The organism is Methylotetracoccus oryzae, assembly GCF_006175985.1.
Lineage (GTDB): Bacteria > Pseudomonadota > Gammaproteobacteria > Methylococcales > Methylococcaceae > Methylotetracoccus > Methylotetracoccus oryzae.
The window spans coordinates 34,064-51,574 of the sequence record NZ_SRSH01000020.1 but is presented as its reverse complement, the minus strand read 5'-3'; the positions used below and the strand labels follow the sequence as shown (position 1 = coordinate 51,574).

Annotated in this window: 14 protein-coding genes; 10 read left to right on the top strand and 4 right to left on the bottom strand. The window is 64.9% G+C overall.

The window, feature by feature from the left end; all coding sequences use genetic code 11:
• Positions 1-83 precede the first annotated feature (83 nt).
• Complete coding sequence (glgB, locus tag BWR02_RS17460; RefSeq protein WP_139559191.1) at positions 84-2,318, top strand: 1,4-alpha-glucan branching protein GlgB; 2,235 nt, start codon at positions 84-86, stop codon at positions 2,316-2,318.
• 96 nt (positions 2,319-2,414) lie between these two features.
• Here glgB and zwf read toward each other — a convergent pair whose 3' ends face one another.
• Positions 2,415-3,881: a glucose-6-phosphate dehydrogenase gene (zwf, locus tag BWR02_RS17455; protein WP_139559190.1), complete on the bottom strand. Its 1,467-nt coding sequence runs from the start codon at positions 3,879-3,881 to the stop codon at positions 2,415-2,417.
• A 266-nt stretch (positions 3,882-4,147) separates the two neighbouring features.
• Between zwf and BWR02_RS17450 the strand changes: the two genes are divergently transcribed.
• Positions 4,148-5,050, top strand: coding sequence for a DNA-formamidopyrimidine glycosylase family protein (locus BWR02_RS17450; protein WP_139559189.1), 903 nt, complete (start codon positions 4,148-4,150; stop codon positions 5,048-5,050).
• Here BWR02_RS17450 and BWR02_RS17445 read toward each other — a convergent pair.
• Both BWR02_RS17445 and BWR02_RS17440 read right to left on the bottom strand, forming a co-directional pair.
• Positions 4,956-5,717: a GGDEF domain-containing protein gene (locus tag BWR02_RS17445; RefSeq protein WP_139559188.1), complete on the bottom strand. Its 762-nt coding sequence runs from the start codon at positions 5,715-5,717 to the stop codon at positions 4,956-4,958. The two genes, BWR02_RS17450 and BWR02_RS17445, sit on opposite strands and share 95 nt — an antisense overlap.
• A 56-nt stretch (positions 5,718-5,773) precedes the next feature.
• Positions 5,774-6,037 (bottom strand): twin transmembrane helix small protein, encoded by a 264-nt coding sequence (locus BWR02_RS17440; protein ID WP_139559187.1) that lies wholly within the window; start codon positions 6,035-6,037, stop codon positions 5,774-5,776.
• A 75-nt stretch (positions 6,038-6,112) separates the two neighbouring features.
• Between BWR02_RS17440 and BWR02_RS17435 the strand changes: the two genes are divergently transcribed.
• The 5 genes from BWR02_RS17435 to BWR02_RS17415 all read left to right on the top strand — a co-directional run bounded on the left by BWR02_RS17435 (position 6,113) and on the right by BWR02_RS17415 (position 11,328).
• Positions 6,113-6,850, top strand: coding sequence for an SURF1 family protein (locus tag BWR02_RS17435; RefSeq protein WP_139559186.1), 738 nt, complete (start codon positions 6,113-6,115; stop codon positions 6,848-6,850).
• 43 nt (positions 6,851-6,893) lie between these two features.
• The gene (locus tag BWR02_RS17430; protein ID WP_236102379.1) at positions 6,894-7,493 is read left to right on the top strand and encodes a redox-active disulfide-containing membrane protein; all 600 of its coding nucleotides are present in this window, start codon (positions 6,894-6,896) and stop codon (positions 7,491-7,493) included.
• A gap of 179 nt (positions 7,494-7,672) precedes the next feature.
• Positions 7,673-9,673, top strand: a complete 2,001-nt coding sequence (ftsY, locus tag BWR02_RS17425; protein WP_139559185.1) for a signal recognition particle-docking protein FtsY — start codon at positions 7,673-7,675, stop codon at positions 9,671-9,673.
• Positions 9,674-9,773: 100 nt separating this feature from the next.
• Entirely contained in the window at positions 9,774-10,634 is an 861-nt protein-coding gene (gene rpoH, locus BWR02_RS17420) for an RNA polymerase sigma factor RpoH (RefSeq protein ID WP_139559184.1), read from the top strand.
• A 211-nt stretch (positions 10,635-10,845) separates the two neighbouring features.
• A complete protein-coding gene (locus tag BWR02_RS17415) occupies positions 10,846-11,328 on the top strand; it encodes a hypothetical protein (protein ID WP_139559183.1) in 483 nt (160 codons plus the stop codon).
• Between the two features lie 221 nt (positions 11,329-11,549).
• On the opposite strand, the gene BWR02_RS17410 is transcribed toward BWR02_RS17415, so the two are convergent.
• Positions 11,550-12,929 carry an OmpP1/FadL family transporter gene (locus tag BWR02_RS17410; protein WP_162560214.1) on the bottom strand — a complete coding sequence of 460 codons (1,380 nt, stop codon included), beginning with the start codon at positions 12,927-12,929 and terminating at the stop codon, positions 11,550-11,552.
• Positions 12,930-13,409: 480 nt separating this feature from the next.
• Here BWR02_RS17410 and BWR02_RS17405 point away from each other — a divergent pair, with 480 nt between their 5' ends.
• The 3 genes from BWR02_RS17405 to BWR02_RS17395 are packed head-to-tail and all read left to right on the top strand — an operon-like array spanning position 13,410 to position 17,495.
• Complete coding sequence (locus tag BWR02_RS17405) at positions 13,410-15,626, top strand: FAD-dependent oxidoreductase (RefSeq protein ID WP_201276312.1); 2,217 nt, start codon at positions 13,410-13,412, stop codon at positions 15,624-15,626.
• Positions 15,607-16,437, top strand: a complete 831-nt coding sequence (locus tag BWR02_RS17400) for a hypothetical protein (protein ID WP_139559180.1) — start codon at positions 15,607-15,609, stop codon at positions 16,435-16,437. Before BWR02_RS17405 ends, BWR02_RS17400 begins: the two co-directional genes overlap by 20 nt.
• The gene (locus BWR02_RS17395) at positions 16,434-17,495 is read left to right on the top strand and encodes a polyprenyl synthetase family protein (RefSeq protein WP_201276311.1); all 1,062 of its coding nucleotides are present in this window, start codon (positions 16,434-16,436) and stop codon (positions 17,493-17,495) included. The genes BWR02_RS17400 and BWR02_RS17395 overlap by 4 nt, the downstream gene beginning before the upstream one ends.
• The last annotated feature ends 16 nt before the right edge of the window (positions 17,496-17,511 follow it).

Genomic DNA, 17,511 nt, shown 5'->3' with positions numbered 1-17,511 from the left:
CACAGGGGCAATGCCCCGCCCGCGCGCGGCGCGGCGCAGTGGCCGCGGACCGGATTCCAGAACCCACTACGAGATGGCGCATCATGAATTCCAAGAAACTCTCTGCCGAGTTGCAGAAACTGGTCGAGGCACGGCACAGCGATCCGTTCTCGATTCTCGGACGGCAGGATGACAAGAAAGGCGTTCTCGTCAGGGCCTTCCTACCCCATGCCGAAGAAGTGACGATCGCCGAGGGTGGCCATCGCCTGGAACGCATCGAGGGCACCGCCCTTTTCGAATGGCGCGGCAAGAGCAGCGACCTGCCGGCGCGCTACCGGTTCATCTGGCGGGATGATCAGCGGCGGGAACATATCGGACACGACCCCTACTGCTATCCGCCGCAACTGCCCGACTTCGACCTGCACCTGTTCGGCCAGGGCAAGCATTGGCATGCACACCGGCTGCTCGGCGCGCGTGTGCACGAGTGCGAGGGCGTGGCCGGCGTGTTGTTCTCGGTCTGGGCGCCCAGCGCCGAGCGCGCCAGCGTCGTCGGTGATTTCAACCGTTGGGATGGTCGTGCTCACCCGATGCGCGTGCACGGCAACGGCGTGTGGGAGCTTTTCATCCCCGACCTGCCGACCGGCATCGTCTACAAGTACGAGATTCGCGGCAAGGATGGCAGCATTCAGCTCAAGGCCGACCCCTACGGCCGGCGCTTCGAACTGCGGCCCAAGACCGCCTCCATCGTCGAGCCGCCGAGCACCTTCGCCTGGAGCGACACGCTATGGCTGGACAAGCGCGCCGCGTTCGACTGGCAGCACGAACCGATGTCGATCTACGAGGTGCATCTCGGTTCGTGGCAGCGAGGCCCGGAAGGCGAGCTGTTGAACTACCGCGAACTCGCGCCGATGTTGGTCGACCATGCACTCCGACTCGGGTTCACGCACATCGAACTGATGCCGGTGACCGAGCACCCCTACGACAAGTCCTGGGGCTACCAGACGACCGGCTACTATGCGCCGACCAGCCGTTTCGGCACACCCGACGATTTCCGCTGGTTTGTCGATCACTGCCACCGCAACGGGATCGGCGTGATCCTGGACTGGGTGCCCGCGCATTTCCCCAAGGATGCGCATGGCCTGGGCCGTTTCGACGGGACCGCACTGTACGAGCATGAAGACCCGCGCCTGGGCGAACACCTCGACTGGTCCACGCTGATCTTCAATTTCGGCCGCTACGAGGTTAAGAACTTCCTCATTTCCAGCGCGCTGTTCTGGCTGGAGGAGTTCCACATCGACGGTCTGCGCGTGGATGCGGTCGCGTCGATGCTTTACCTCGACTACTCGCGCAACGAAGGCGAATGGATCCCCAACCGCCACGGCGGACGCGAGAACCTCGAGGCAATCGAGTTCATGCGCGAACTCAACGAAGTCACGCATTCGCAGGTTCCCGGCGCGCTGATCATGGCCGAGGAATCCACCTCCTGGCCGCAGGTGACGCGTCCCACCTACCTCGGCGGACTCGGCTTCGACCTCAAGTGGAACATGGGGTGGATGAACGACACGCTGCGATACATGGAGAAGAATCCGATCTATCGCCAGTACCATCAGGGCGAGCTGAGCTTCAGCATGCTCTATGCGTTCACCGAGAACTTCCTGCTGCCGTTCTCACACGACGAGGTCGCGCACGGCAAGCATTCGATGCTGTACAAGATGCCCGGGGACGAGTGGCAGCGCTTCGCGAATCTCCGGTTGTTGTACGTGTACATGTTCACGCACCCGGGCAAGAAGCTGCTGTTCATGGGCAGCGAGTTCGCCCAGGGTCGCGAGTGGGACAGCACCGCCGTGCTCGACTGGTACGTGCGCGACTATGCACCGCATCAAGGGGTCGAAACCCTGGTGCGCGACCTGAACGTGATCTACCGCTCCGAGCGCGCCCTGCACCACTGGGATTTCGACGGCTCCGGCTTCCAGTGGATCGACTGCCACGACGCGCAGAATTCTGTCTTGACCTACCTGCGCCAGTCGGACGATGAGTTCGTCGCCGTGGGACTCAATTTCACGCCGACGCCGCGCGGCGACTACCGCATCGGCGTGCCCGCCGCAGGCCGTTATCGGGAAATCGTCAACTCGGATGCCGGTGTCTACGGCGGCAGCGGCATGGGCAATGGCGCGCGCGAACTGATCGCCGAAGAGCGGCCCTGGATGGGGCAGCCTTACTCGCTGGTGATCACCTTGCCACCGCTGGGCGGCATCGTGCTGAAGACCATCCCTCCGACCGTCATTCAGGCGACGACAACCGCAGCCGCCCTCGTCTCGACTGAAACGGCCGAGGACTGATAGCGCGGCCCGCGCCCCGGACCGGCGGCATCAGCCGCGGATCCGGGGTACTGCGGAATACCATCGCACGTCTCGCTGCAGCGGTGAGTCGGTGGCTTAGCGCTCCAGCATCAGTTCCGCTTCGTCGTGCATCCACCAGCGCCCGTCGCGAGCCAGAAGCGAGTCGGCTTCCACCGGCCCCCAGGTGCCGGGGCGGTACGTCGCCAGCGGCGGGGACTGACGCTTTTCCCAGGCCTCCAGAATGGGCTCGATCAGCGTCCAGGAAGCCTCGACCTCATCGCCCCGCGTGAACAGCGAAGCGTCGCCCTGAATCGCGTCGAGGAGCAGACGTTCGTAGGACTCCGGGATCGCGCTCTGCCCAAAGGCCTCGGCATAGCGGAACTCCATATCGACCGACCGCGATTCCGCGACCGTATCGGGTGCCTTGACCTCGAACCGCAGATGCACGCCTTCGTCCGGCTGCAGGTACAGCACCAGCATGTTCGGCTTCAGCGTCTGCATCGGGAACATCGACAGCGGCGGCTCCTTGAAGCGGATGATGATGTGGCTTTTCTTCTCGGCCAGGGACTTGCCGGAGCGCAGATAGAACGGCACGCCCTGCCAGCGCCAGTTGTTGATGAACAGCCGGATCGCGCCGAACGTGGCCGTCGACGAGTTCGGCTTGACGTCGGGCTCCTCGCGATACCCGCGATACTGTGCCCGGACGGTGTTCGCCGCGACCTGCTCGGGCGTCATCGGCTTGATCGCGCTCAGCACCTTGACCTTCTCGTTCCGCAGGTGCCCGGCCTCGAACGAGGCCGGCGGTTCCATGGCCACCAGCATCAGCAACTGCATCAGGTGGTTCTGGAACATGTCCCGAAGGACACCGACCCCATCGTAAAAACCGGCCCGGTGTTCCAGCCCAACCTGCTCCGACACCGTGATCTGCACATGATCGATGTACGTGCGATTCCAGATCGGCTCGAAGATGGTGTTGGCGAAACGGGTGAACAGGATGTTCTGGATGGTTTCCTTGCCGAGATAGTGGTCGATGCGGAAAATCTGGTTCTCGTGCAGCGCCTTGTGGACCTGCTCGTTCAGTTCGACCGCAGACGCGAGATCGGTGCCGAAGGGTTTCTCAAGGACGACCCGGCGCCAGCCGCTATCCTCGCTGAGCTGGTTGGTTGCATCCAGGTTCGAGATGATGACCGGAAACAGCTTTGGCGGCACCGCCAGGTAGTACAGCCGACTGGCGTTACCGCTTTCCCACCCGGAGATCAGCTCGTCGAGACGCTGGAGGTCGGGAGCCTCGGTGTACTTGCCGCTCAGATAGTGCAGACCGGCGGCGAAAGCCGTCCATTGCTCGTCGGTGAACGCGTAGGTGGCGAACTGGCGCGCCCCGGCCAGCAGCTGCTCACGAAAGGCCTCGTCCGTGAACGCGGTACCGCCGAAACCGACGATGCGAAAGTTCTTCGGCAATCGATCCTTTAGGTAAAGGTTGAACAGCGACGGCATCAACTTGCGCTTGGTCAGGTCGCCGGATGCGCCGAAGATCACGATCGTCGTCGGAGTGTCTTTTGCCATTGGGGTGGTCCTTATGTCGGGTGGCGGGTCGAAGAGTTCAGAGCGCGACCTCTACGGTCGAAGCGGCAGGTGCTCCGAAACGGCGGCCGGACAGGAAATCTCGTGAGTGGGATCGCACTCACGAAAGCCGACGGATCCAGCGCGGAAGCGCCGGGTATTTCACCAAATTCGGAAGCCAGGTCATTCTGCATGTTAGAGCGTTCCATTCGCTGCAGCCAGTCGCTACCATCGCTTGCTGCACGCCCCAGCGTGTAGGCCGAGCCGCAATGCCCGAAGGCGACACCATCCACAAGCTGGCCGCGGCCCTGGCACCCCGCTGGGTGGGACAAGCCCCCCAACGGGTAGAGCTCAAAACCGCGGATGGCGCCGCGCTTAGCGGTCGGCGCATCCACTCGGTGATGGCGCGCGGCAAGCATTTGCTCATCGCCTTCGAGCACGGCATCACGCTGCGCACGCACCTGGGCATGTATGGATCCTGGCATCGCTATGGTCTTGCTGAGCCATGGCAGAAACCGCGGCGTCAGGCTTCCGCGACCCTGGTGATCGGAGCCGAGGTGTACGTCTGCTTCAACGCCAAGGAATGCGAAATCCTCCGCACCGACGGCATCCGCGAGCGAACGCTGAAAGCCCGGTTGAGCGTGGACCTGCTCGAGCGACAAGCCGATCTGGCCGCGGTCCCGGCGCGTGCCCGCGAGTTCTGCGAACCCGACACCCCCATGACCGACGTATTGCTCGACCAACGCGTGGCCTGTGGCATCGGCAACGTCTACAAATCGGAACTCCTGTTCCTGCACCGTTTACACCCGCTGGCCCCGCTCGGCACGGTAAGTGACGCCGTACTGCTCACGCTCTACCGCAACGCGGCTGTTCTGCTCGACCGCAATCTCCGGCCCGGACCGCGTGTGACGCGGTTCGAGAACGATGCCGGCGGACGCCTGTGGGTTTACCGGCGGGCCGGGCTGCCGTGCTTCGAATGCGGATCGGCAATTCACTATCGGCGCTGCGGCAAGGACTGGCGCTCGACCTATTGGTGTCCGGCATGTCAGCCCGACACCGCCTTGGGCGTTGGGTGGATCAAGCGCGGGTCGCAGGCGGCCAGCCCAGACGTTCCAGCAAGCGACGCTGATCGTCGCCCTTCTGCCAGGCGGTTACGGCGACCGCGGTCGTGATGGCGCGATCACGCTGCAATGGCTCGATCCGCTCCCGCTGCAGCGTGTCGAGCAACTGATGGGCGCCGGCGGCATCGGTCTCGGGCAGAACCAGCAACACCCGGGTCGCATCCAGCCGCCCGACCTCATCGACCCATCGCAACTGCGCCCGCAACTCCTGGACCAAGGCAGCAACCGACTCAGCGCACTCCGTCCGAGGTGCCTCGGAGCGAAACTCCAGACGTGCGACGGCGAGCGGGTTGCCATAGCGGCGTGTGCGCGCAAGCTGCTTTTCGAGCGCCGCCAGGATGCCCTTGCGATTCAGCACCCCCGTCTCGCGGTCACGCAGTTCCAGCACCTCGACTTCAGCCGTCAATTCGATCTCGCGGGTGACATCGACAAAGTACTCCCATCGTTCCCGGTCCGTCGACCCCGCGACCGGCAGGCGTCTCAGCCAGCGCGTGGCCCCGGCGCGATCGGTCACGGCAAATGTTTCGTCGTCTCCGAGCAGGGCTTCGAGACGCGCATCGGGTGGAAACCCGACCGGCATCGCTTCGTCGGCGGCAAGGCCCAGCAGTTCACGCAGCGTCCCGTTGGCCCATACCAGTCGTCCGGGCTCGCGCAAACCGATACCGCACGGCGTCTGATCGAGCAGGACGTCTATCGCGGGCGTGGCGGGGAGGGGCATGGCGCAACTCGGACCGGTAGCCCGTTACGCCAGGCAGCGAAACGTGGCACGGCGTTTCACCGGGCGGGACTCCCGGACTCCGGAGAGACCGTGCCGGTCGCTGGCATACCGCGCTGGGCCGGCGCGAGGCCGTGCGGATGCAGCAGACCGAACTGGAAACCGAGCAGCAGCAGCACGAACAGCGTGATCGACAGTCCAATGCGGAAGGTCAGGGCCTTGACCGTCCGCGGCGAACGGCCGCGATCTTTCAGCAGATAATAGAGCGCCGAACCGAGACTTCCGACAATGATCAGCAGCACGAGGACGATCAGGGTTTGCATGAACTCCGGCCACCGCGTCCCCAGGGGACATCAAGAAATGATGACGACGACGAGACCCGAGGGCCTGTCACTGCAATGAACGCCGATTATAGCTTCAAACCGGGATGGGCCGCCGCCTTTGCCGTCACCCTGCTGGTACCGACCTTTGTGGCCCTCGGCAACTGGCAGCTCGACCGCGCCGCGGCCAAGGAAGCGCTGTTGTCCTTGCGGGACGAACGACTCGGGGGCGCTGAGTGGGTCATCGACGCACCGGGCCCGTCGCTGGATGAGATCCGCTATCGCCCGGTCGTCGTTCGGGGCACTTTCGATGCCGACCATCAATTCCTGCTCGACAATCAGATCCACCGCGGCCAGGCCGGCTACCACGTGCTGACGCCGCTGAAACTGGATGGGCCAGGCGATCGGGCCGTCCTCGTGAACCGGGGTTGGATCGGCGTTGGTCCGGACAGAACGCGGCTGCCGCCGGTCGACGTTGCGCCCGTGAGCGTGACGCTGCACGGCATCGCCGACAAGTTTCCGGAAGTGGCCTGGCACCTCTCCGGCGCCGAGATTCCGGCGCCCGGCTGGCCGGCCGTCACCCTGGTCGCCGAGCCGGCGGCATTGTCGGAACGCCTCGGCTACTCGATTCTTCCGTATCAGGTATTATTGTCGCCCGCCGAAGCGCAGGGCTATGTCCGCGACTGGAAGCCGGCCAGCGTAGACCCGGGAAAAAATCGGGGTTATGCGCTGCAATGGTTTGCCTTTGCCGGGGTTCTCACGATCCTGTTCCTGTGGCACGGACTGCGCCGCAACAAAGTCCGCAGCGATCGATAAGCGGTGTAGCAGACCCGAGTAAAGACGGAGCAAATCCCACCCAGTGGCCACCAAATCAACCCCGCAGCGTCGCAACCGGCTGATGCTGCTGCTTATCGCGCTGATCTCGCTGGTTCCGTTCCTGCTGGCCTGGCTCTATTTTCAGAATCCGCAGTGGGTATCCGGGCGCAGCAACTATGGAAACCTGATCGTGCCCGCCCAACCGGTCCCCTATTCCGACCTGCTGCGCCCGGTCGGCCCCGACGCCGCGCCGCTGGATGCGCTCAAGGGCCGTTGGATTCTTCTTCAGGTCGAGGGTGCCTCCGGTTGCGGCGCCCCCTGCCGGAACAGCCTGCAGATGACGCGCCAGATTCGCCTGCTGCTGAACAAGGACATCGTCCGCGTGCGGCGTCTGCTGCTGACGCCCGTCGCGAACCGCAAGCCGGTCGAGGGTCTGCAGGAGGATACCGATCTCCAGTACGGCGGCCTGCCTGACGAACTGCGGAAGAAACTCACCGCCATCGTCGGCCATGAGCCGGACGACGGTACCGTCGTCCTGATCGACCCCTTCGCCAACGTGATGATGTGGTACGCACCCGATTTCGATCCTCACGGCGTGCTCAGGGATTTGAAGCATCTGCTGCGCTATTCGCAAATCGGCTGAGCGCGACGAACACTCTGCGAACCCCACCGCCGACTCTTTCCACCCGGCTCCAAACGAGTCCATGCCGCCGTCACGACTAGCAGTTGCCCGCACGCCGATTGCCGCACGGGCCACCCGCAGCGATGCGCTGACGGCATGCAGTCACACTCGTGACGGAACCGCACCACCCGACCTTCGCCATGTTTAGAAAGCTCACGCTGTTCACCATCCTGCTGGCGCTCTGCACCATCGCCCTGGGTACCTATGTTCGCGTATCGGGCGCCGGCCTTGCCTGCCCCGACTGGCCGAGTTGCACCGCCGGTGTACTGGGCACCGCACCTCCGCCTGCCATGGGCACGGGTGCCGGCGAGGCCAAGGCGGCGGCGCTCGACACCGGCATCGCCATGGGTCACCGCTATCTGTCGGCGGTCGTCGCCGCCGCAATTCTGGTGCTGGCGCTGGTCGTCTGGCGGCTCCGCGAAAATCGGCTCCGCACGGCGATACTGACTCTGACGAGCCTCGGGGTCGTCATTCTGCAGGGTGCGCTGAGCTTCTGGCTGATCGAATTGCGGCTGTTGCCACTGGTGGTGACCGCGCATCTCCTGCTCGGATTCACGCTGCTGGCGCTGTTGTACAGCGCCTATCTGAGCGCGACGCCGGGCGGCCTGAAGACCTTCGGCGTCGGCCTCGGCCAGCGCGGACTGGCGCGGCTGGCCTTACTCGCGCTGGTGGTCGAGGTCGCGGCCGGCGCGTGGACCAGTGCCAACTTCGCCGGTCTGGCCTGCCCCGACTTCCCGACCTGTCTGGGCCAGCCGTGGCCTGAGGCGGACTACGCGACCGGTTTCGGCGCATCCGCTGCCGCGTCGGGAACCAGCAGCCTGACGATCGGGGGGCGCGTGGCCATCCATTGGCTGCATCGGATCGGCGCGCTGGGCACGTTCCTGCTGCTGACCGCGCTCGCCCTCGGGATCAGCTCCAGCCGGCGTTTTCCCGGCCTCAGCCGCACGGGCGTGTGGCTTAGCTTCTGGCTACTGGCAGAAGTCGCCCTGGGGATCGCCACGCTGATCTTCAAGCTGCATGCCGCAGCGGTCGTCGCGCACAGCGTCGTCGCGGGCGTGCTGCTGTTGAACGTGCTGCATGTGAACCTGCGTTTGCGACGGCCGACCCTGGTCGCGCAACGTTCGCCCACCCCTGCCATCCCGGAAGAGCGCCAGCCGCTTCAGCCACGACCAGTCGTCGCACCGGCCCCCGAAGCCGTCCCTCCGGCCGCACCGGTCAGCCTGTTCGACCGCTTGCGCTCGCAATTGGGCAAGACCCGGGGCGGGTTCACGGGTGTCCTCGCCAACCTGGCGCTGGGCCGGAAAACGATCGACCGCGAATTGCTCGAAGAGATCGAAGAGCGCCTGCTGATGGCCGATCTGGGCGTCACGGCCACGGGCGCCATCATCGACGATCTGACCGGCAGCCTCGAACGCCACGAACTCCGCGACTGGCACGTCTTGAATGCCCGGCTGCGCGGCCAGTTGCTCGACATACTCTCCCCCTGCAGCGCGCCCCTCGTGATTCCCCCGGACACTCGCCCGTTCGTGATCCTGGTCGTCGGCGTCAACGGCGTCGGCAAGACCACGACGATCGGCAAGCTGGCCAAGCGTCTGCAGAATCAGGGACATTCGGTCATGCTGGCCGCAGGGGACACCTTCCGGGCCGCTGCGGTCGAGCAGTTGCAGCGTTGGGGCGAGCGCAACGAGATACCCGTCATCGCGCAATCATCGGGATCGGACTCGGCCTCGGTCATCTACGACGCCGTGCAGGCGGCCCAGGCCCGCGGCATCGATGTGCTGATCGCGGACACGGCCGGCCGGCTGCATACCAAATCCAACCTGATGGAAGAGCTCCGCAAGATCAAGCGCATCATCGGGAAGCTCGATGCCACGGCGCCGCACGAGGTGCTGCTGGTGCTCGACGCCGGCACCGGCCAGAATGCGATCGCGCAGGCGCGGCAGTTCAACGAAGCCGTGAGTCTGACCGGCCTCGCACTGACCAAACTGGACGGCACGGCGAAGGGTGGCGTGATCTTCGCGCTGGCCAAGCAGTTCGGGATTCCAATCCGCTATATCGGCATCGGCGAAGGGATCGAAGACCTGCAGGACTTCGACGCCGGGAAATTCATCGCCGCGCTGTTCGAGGAACGCCTGCATTAGCCGTCATGCCTCGGGTTGAACTTGTCGGAGGATTAGCACTCCAATCGGCAGAGTGCTAACATCTTCGTCCGGCACACAGACAACAGGAATCACAGCAGAGATGACCAACGCGCTTTCCCTTCCCACCAACATTTCGGTTGGATCGTTCGACGAGTACCTTGCGCTCGTCAACCGGTTTCCCCGGCTGACGGCGGAAGAGGAACGAGAACTGGCCGAGCGTTTCAGAGACCACAACGACCTCGCGGCCGCGCGGAAACTGGTCGTTGCCAACCTGCGCTTCGTGGTGTTCATCGCTCGCGGCTATGCGGGCTACGGACTGCCCATTGCCGATCTCGTACAGGAAGGCACCGTCGGACTGATGAAGGCCGTAAAGCGTTACGACCCGTCGCTGGGCGTGCGGGTCGTGTCCTTTGCCGTGCACTGGATACGCGCCGAGATCCACGAGTTCATCATCCAGAACTGGCGCATCGTCAAGGTTGCCACGACCAAGGCGCAGCGCAAGCTCTTCTTCAACCTGCGGCGGCTGAAGACCCGCCTGGGTTGGTTGAATCAGGATGAAGCGCAGGCCGTCGCGGGCGAACTGGGTGTGGATGTCGCCGACGTGTACGAAATGGAAAACCGGCTGCACAACTACGATGTCGCGATGGAAGGCAGCGCCGACGATGACACCGGCGAGTATGACGCGACTGCGCCCATTCATTACCTCAGCCAGGAGAATGGCGACCCGGCTGACGTTCTCGAGACGCTGGATCACGGTGAGAACGAGCAGAAGCGGCTGTCGGCAGCCATCGAGACGCTCGACGAACGCTCGCGGGACATCCTGGCAAGCCGCTGGCTGCAAGACCAGAAGCTCACCCTGCACGATCTGGCGGCTCGCTACAACGTCTCTGCCGAGCGGATACGCCAGCTCGAGAACAGCGCGATGTCCAAGTTGCGCAAGGCGCTCAGCGCCCCGGCCTGAAACCCACACCCGCAGCAGGCGCCGGAAACACCGCCGGCGCCAGGGCATCACGTTCGATCCGGCCCTTCCCCGCAACGGTGCGGGCCGACCTCCCGATTGACAAGGCCATGCCTCGCGAGCATTCTGCCCGTCGCACTGCGCACCGGGCCTGCTCCGGTGGGGCGTGCGTGTTGTCGGATTCGAAAAAGATAATCAGGAGGCGTGTCGAGTTATGACTTCCATTTTGCCCATCATCGTGATCATCCTGTTCCTGCTGATGGCGATCAGTTCATATCGGAAAAAAAAGGCAGGGGAAACCAACCCTGCGGCCGCACCCAAGCGCGCAGAACCGGAACCGAGCAAACGCGTGGCGGCCAGCACGCCGGCGGCACCGCGTGACGCCGCCCCGGCGAAGCCGGCAGCACAGCCTGCACCGGCATCGCACAGCGCTGCGGCGGCCCCGGCCAGTGCCTGTTGCGCAGCAGCTGCAACACCGGTCACCCAGATTCCTCAGGACGCAACCTTGCGTCGTCACTACCTGACGCATGTCGCCTCGATGGTCGAGGCGCTGACCTTCCCCCGTCCCAGCGACTCGGCCCTCCGTCGGCATTACGAACAGTTGATCGCAAGCCGGCTGGAAGAGTGTGCCGGTGACAGCAACAAGCTGCATCAACTGATCTGCGACTATCAGGCCTGCGCCAGCACCGCATCCTGACCTCGCTCGGGCTGGCCCCGGGCCTCCGGGGCTCGATCCGGGGACGGTAACGGCGTTCCGCGTTTGCGGCGGAGCGCCACCTGAGCGAACACTTCCGCGCGCTGGCGAGCCGGTACTGCGTCGCGCCAGGAGCAGCCCCGCCCTAATCAGCCGGATCTGGCCCCGAAAGACCAATAACCGACAAGGTTACCGCTCATTCCCGTCAGACCTGATGGAAGGTCTCAGAACGCGACCCGAAAATTGACCGACCCGATATACAGCGTGGTGTCGTAACGGCCGATCACGCTGGGCTGGCGGTTCACAGCAATCGTGCGCGGTTCGAAGAAGGCCGCCTGGAAAGCCAGATCGATCCCGACAGCCCCTGGCCCGCCACCCTCTCCGCGCCCGCAGCCAGCGAGGCCAAACAGCGAGCCATTGCCGTTGCACAGCAGCCCCACCCCCACGGCGAAAATGTTCCAGTCCGCGTCGGCCACCGTCGGAGTGAACGTGTACTCCGGCACCGGCGTGTTCGAGCGCTGGTAACCGGTCCTCAACGCAACTTCCCAGCCCGGCAGGAAATCCGGAGCCAGCCACCGGAATTCGGTCCCGGCACTGGCTGTGAAAATCGAGCGCCAGTGCTGCGGGGTGCTCGCCGTACCGCCGTTGGACAGATGGACGTCGAAGCTGCGGGAGGAATCCCAGCCAACGAAGTCCATGTCGTATTCGAGCTTCCACTCGTGCTCCGCATCACGCACCGGCCAATAGGCCACGGCCCCTGTGACGACCTGGGGGAGGGGCAGTTCCGTTTTCGCATTCGCAACTTGCACACCATTCAGCCGATACTGACCGCTGAGCGGCAGTGTCGTCTGCCCCCGATAGACGAATCCGATGTTGAACTGAGGCTTGCCCGCGGCGGTGCGCAACGGGGTAACCATCAGACTGGCGTTGTAGCCGACGCCGGTACCGTTGCCGTTCACCTCATCCCCCCCGATGCCCGGCAGTGCCCGCTTACTTTCGTAATGCCCTTCGCCAAGAAACGACGCAAAGGTATAGATGTCGAGCCCGAGCCCGAACGACACCCAGTCATGCACGCGGTACGCGATTGTTGGCTTGATCGTCAGCAACGGAAGCTTTGCGCTCGTCACGACCGACGAGAACGGACCGTTTTTCGGATAGCGGACGATGAGGCCGTAAGTGCCGGTGAGCCCCACGCCCACGGACAACGGGCCGAAGGCATCGATGCCGAGGTCCTTGAGATTCGCCGTCAGATAGAGATTGCTCGGGGGCGGCACGGCGACGCTACCGCCCAGATCGCCCTCGATCTGTTGACCTCTGGCGTTTTCGAATGCGACCGTGCCGCCGACCAGATTCGTGCCGGTGTACACCTGCCACCCCTTCAGCTGCGTGAGGCCCGCGGGATTGTAGTAGATTGCCGACGGGTCGTCGGCCTGTGCCGAAAACGCCTCGCCCTGCCCGGCTGCTGCGGCGCCCTGATAGGGAACCCGATAGGCATCGGCCAGCGCCGCCCCCGGCCCCGCCGAGAAGACCACGGCGCCAATCGCGGCTGGCAGCCGACGAGCCAGGGTGCGCGCGAAGCGCTGCCGAACGAGGACAACGGTCAACGCGAACCCTCCGAAGCACCTACCGAATCGCGTACGAGAAGCTCGTTGATGGATCGCATCGTTCGGAACGCCTTTATGCTGAGTTGACGAGTCTCGAGGAGGGGAAAGTGCCCCGCGGACTAAACCATGTGGCCTAAACCGATCGAAGGGGCGCAGGAAGCTAACCGCCCACAACCTCCACTGTCAAGACAGGCCAGCGCCGGCAACGGGCAACGCGCTCGACCGCCGCCGCGGACTACCCGCGGCCCGGAACAGGCGTATTGCGTGCATCGAGGTTGCCTCGCCGGCCATGACTTGACAGAATCGGGGTAGGACATGGGTTTTTCTGTTGATCAGGACATCCGATTTGGCGCTACGCACCAGGGAAAGCACTCCATCCCGCCCCTTTGCCGACAGGGTCCGATCTGGGCCAGTCGTCCCACGCCGTGGGGCGGGGTTCGCGCCCGAACCGATACCGCTGCGCTCCGGGCGGAGGCTCCCTTGCCTCTGAAGGATACGAAGCCGATCGAGGTCGCCATCGTCGGCGGCGGTTGCGCTGCGATGGCAACCGCCTTTGAACTGACGCGGCCCGAACTGGAAGGACGCTATCGGGTGACCGTTTACCAATTGGGGTGGCGACTCGGAGGCAAGGGCGCATCGGGCCGCGGCAAGGCTGACCGGATCGAAGAGCACGGCTTGCACGTCTGGCTGGGTTTCTACGAGAACGCGTTCCGGCTGCTGCGCCAGTGCTATCGCGAACTCGACCGCGACCCGGCCGCCTGCCCGCTGGCCGACTGGCGGGATGCCTTCTTTCCCGACGCCCATGTCGGCATGGCTGGAGCGGCCCGCCAGGGAGGATGGGTTTTGTGGTCCTCGTTCTTTCCCCCGGGCAAGGGCTTGCCCGGCGATCCGCTGACCGCGCACAACCCCTTTGCGCTCGGCAGTTACCTGGCCCGGACGGCCGCCCTGCTGCGCTCGTTGGTGCTCAGCCTGCATACGCGCCGGAAGTTCGACCCGGAACAGGGCGTTCCCCTGCAGGAGGCCGAAGCCGATCTCGCGCGGGCCAAGAGCGACAAGATTGGCGCCGTTCCCTCGGCGGACCGGATTGCCGAAAGCGTGCTGCGCCTGTTGCGCGGTGGACTGATGACGACCGCAGTGGGTGTCATCGAAGCACTCGCGGTACTCGAAGCCATCCTGCGATCCATCGGCAGCTGTCCCCGTCCCCTGTTGCTGCAATTCATCGAAACCCTCGCCGGCAACCTGAGGTTGCAACTCGAAGGCTGGGTCGCCACCGATGACGAGACGCGCTGCAAGCTGGAGATCATCGACCTCGTCGTCGCAATCGTCGTCGGCGTGATCCGCTTCGGTCTGTTGTGGGATCCGCGCGGCCTCGATGCGATCAACGACTACGAGTGCCGTGAATGGCTGCGACTCAACGGCGCTTCCGAACGGTCGCTGAATTCCTCGTTCGTCCGGGGATTGTACGATCTCGCGCTGGCGTACGAGGACGGCGATCCGGAACGACCGGGACTGGCCGCCGGCCAGGCGCTGCGCGGCTCGCTGCGGATGTTCTTCACCTATCGCGGATCGATCTTCTGGAAAATGCGGGCGGGCATGGGCGATGTCGTCTTCGCACCGTTTTACGAGGTGCTGAAACGCCGCGGCGTCCGCTTTGAATTCTTCCACCGACTGGAAAACGTGCGGCTGTGCGACGTTTCGCGGCTGCTGCCGGGCGAACGACCCTATGTCGAGGCCCTGGAATTCGATGTGCAGGCCCGAATCCGCGGCGGCAGAGAGTATCAGCCGCTGGTTACCGTCAAGAATGTCCCCTGCTGGCCGGCGCAGGCCGATTTCGATCAACTCGAGGACGGGGATGGACTGCGCCGTGAGGGGTGGGATTTCGAATCGCACTGGGACCGGCGCCACGTTGCAAAGCGAACCCTGGAAGTCACCCGTGACTTCGACTTCGTCGTGCTCGGCGTCAGCGTCGGGGCGATTCCGCACGTCTGCCGCGAGATCGTCGCACGCGACGAGCGCTGGCGGAACATGACCACACAGGTGAAGACGGTCGCGAGTCAGGCCTGTCAGATCTGGCTGACCGAAGAGATGGCGGCGCTCGGCTGGGAAGAGCCCCCCATCACGCTTTCGAGCTTTGTGAAGCCCTTCGACACCTGGGCCGACATGACACACGCGATCGCCGAGGAAAGCTGGCCCGAACCGCCCCCCGAGGCCCTGGCGTATTTCTGCAACGTGCTGCGGGATCCGGAGCACCCCCCCGACGACGCCGATACCGACTATCCGCGGCGGCGAGCCGCCGAGGTCAAGGCGAACGCAGTGCGTTTTCTGAACCACGAGATCCACCACCTGTGGCCTGGGGCCGTTCGCCAACCCGGCGAGTTCCGTTGGGAACTGCTCGCGGATGCGGACCGGACCCACGACAACGCCAGTCCTGCCGACGCAAGCCGCTTCGATTCGCAATACTGGCGCGCGAACGTGAACCCGACCGACCGCTACGTGCTGGCCCTGCCCGGCACGCTGCAGTACCGGATCTCACCGCTCGACAACACGTACGACAATCTGACGATTGCCGGCGACTGGACCGACTGCGGCTTCAACGAAGGCTGCGTCGAGGCTGCCGTCATGTCGGGCCGACTCGCCGCGCATGCCATCGCACAGACCCCCGCCCTGGAGGACATCATTGGCTACGATCACCCCTGAACCGGCTCCGCAGGAGCCTGCGGACTCCGCCGATACCCCCCGCAGCGTCAAGCGGGAGCGCCTGAAACGCGAAGACCCGAAGCGTAGTGGCCCCATCCGCAATGCCACGACCTATTTTCGCGACTCCCATTCCTGGGACGAGGGAGCGCCCGATCCGGATGCCACCGCCGAGCATAGCGAGTCGTTGGCGGAGACACTGGACGACGTAATCACGCACGGCGTTCATCTCGGCTACAAGGTGATCGAGGAGCACATTCTGAAGGGTCAGCGAGCTGCGCGGCAACTGCGTCAGACCCGCACGGAACCGGGGGACGGCGACGGCGAGCTCGACGCCTTCATCGAACAGGCCCAGCGCGTGTACCAGGATCTCGGGAGCTTGTGTTTCGATGCCTTGGGAACACTGACCAGAAGTCCGGCCCTGCTGCGCGGCCTGGCCAGGGCGGTTCAGCCGGCGGCCCGCGCCGACGCCGATCCGCTGGGCGACGCCCGCGCGAACCCGGTCGGCCCGGCCACTCGGGTCGTCGTCGAAGTGTTGTCCCGGCAACACGCACGTATCGATTTGAGGCTGGATCCCGAGCTACGCACGACGGCGCTGCGGGTGCACGCGCTGCACGCGCCCGGACCCGACGCGCCGCCGCTGACGGCGATCACGCTGCGCTTCGAGCCGGCTCACGGCACGCTCGTGCTCGATGTCCGCATTCCGGATCGCCAAGTCCCCGGCCTCTACAGCGGCGTGGTCGTCGACGCCGAGACCAATGATCCGGCCGGTACCCTGACGGTGCGTGTCGCGGCGGAGCCATCGGTGCCGTGACGCCGCAACCGGCCTCGGTCAGGACACCGCGCCTGATCCCCGACGTACTCGCGGAATACGGCACGCTGACGCAGCAGGCGCTGCTGAACTACCTGCCCGCCGGCGAACCGCAAGCCTACCTCTACGACCTGATCGCCGACTATCCGCTGCGCAGCGGCAAGATGATGCGCTCCAGCCTGTGCGTGGCCACGGCCCGGGCCTTCGGCGCGCGCGTCGAGGACGCGCTGTGTTCGGCGGCTTCGATCGAATTGCTGCACAACGCACTGCTGATCCACGACGATATCGAGGACGCCAGCGAGGAGCGGCGCGGACGCCCGACGCTGCATGCGCTGCATGGCATTCCGCTCGCCTTGAACGCGGGCGATTCGCTGTGTCTGCTGAGCCTGCGACCGCTGCTGGACAACATTCACCGGATCGGTCCGGGCCTGGCCATGGCAATCTTCCGCGAAACGGAGCGCATGGCCTGGGAGAGCGCCGAGGGTCAGGCACTCGAACTCGGCTGGCGGCGCGACAATGCCACTGACCTGACCGACGAGGACTATCTGACGATGGTCCTGAAAAAGACGTGCTGGCTCGCAATCATCCATCCGAGCCGGGTCGGCGCACTGATCGGCACCCGCGGCCGGATGAAGCTCGAACCCTTCATACGCTTCGGCTTCTTTCTGGGGGCCGCCTTCCAGATCCAGGACGACTTGCTGAACCTCGGCGCGGACACGCGCTACGGCAAGGAGCCGGACGGCGACATCTGGGAAGGCAAGCGGACCCTGATGCTGAACGACCTGCTCCGCAAGGCCACCGCCGTCGAACGGTGCCGCCTGGAGGCCATACTGGCGCTGCCGCGGGAGCAGCGCACGGCGGAACAGATCGGCTGGATTCGGGAGCGGATGGACTATTACGGCTCGGTGGAGTACGCGCGCGGCATCGCGCACGGCCTGGCCGGCGCCGCCTTGCACGAATACTCGGAAATCTACCGGAATCTGCCCGACTCGCGCGACAAACAGTTCATCCGCGGCCTGGTCACCTGGGTCTTCGAACGCACCTCGGGCTCGACACCCTGACGCAGGGAAAGCCCGA

Coding starts and splice junctions, on each gene's coding strand:
- glgB (WP_139559191.1), top strand. CDS start 84: ATGAATTCCAAGAAACTCTCTGCCGAGTTGCAGAAACTGGTCGAGGCA.
- BWR02_RS17440 (WP_139559187.1), bottom strand. CDS start 6,037: ATGCAAACCCTGATCGTCCTCGTGCTGCTGATCATTGTCGGAAGTCTC.
- rpoH (WP_139559184.1), top strand. CDS start 9,774: ATGACCAACGCGCTTTCCCTTCCCACCAACATTTCGGTTGGATCGTTC.
- ftsY (WP_139559185.1), top strand. CDS start 7,673: ATGTTTAGAAAGCTCACGCTGTTCACCATCCTGCTGGCGCTCTGCACC.
- BWR02_RS17435 (WP_139559186.1), top strand. CDS start 6,113: ATGAACGCCGATTATAGCTTCAAACCGGGATGGGCCGCCGCCTTTGCC.
- BWR02_RS17445 (WP_139559188.1), bottom strand. CDS start 5,717: ATGCCCCTCCCCGCCACGCCCGCGATAGACGTCCTGCTCGATCAGACG.
- BWR02_RS17450 (WP_139559189.1), top strand. CDS start 4,148: ATGCCCGAAGGCGACACCATCCACAAGCTGGCCGCGGCCCTGGCACCC.
- BWR02_RS17415 (WP_139559183.1), top strand. CDS start 10,846: ATGACTTCCATTTTGCCCATCATCGTGATCATCCTGTTCCTGCTGATG.
- zwf (WP_139559190.1), bottom strand. CDS start 3,881: ATGGCAAAAGACACTCCGACGACGATCGTGATCTTCGGCGCATCCGGC.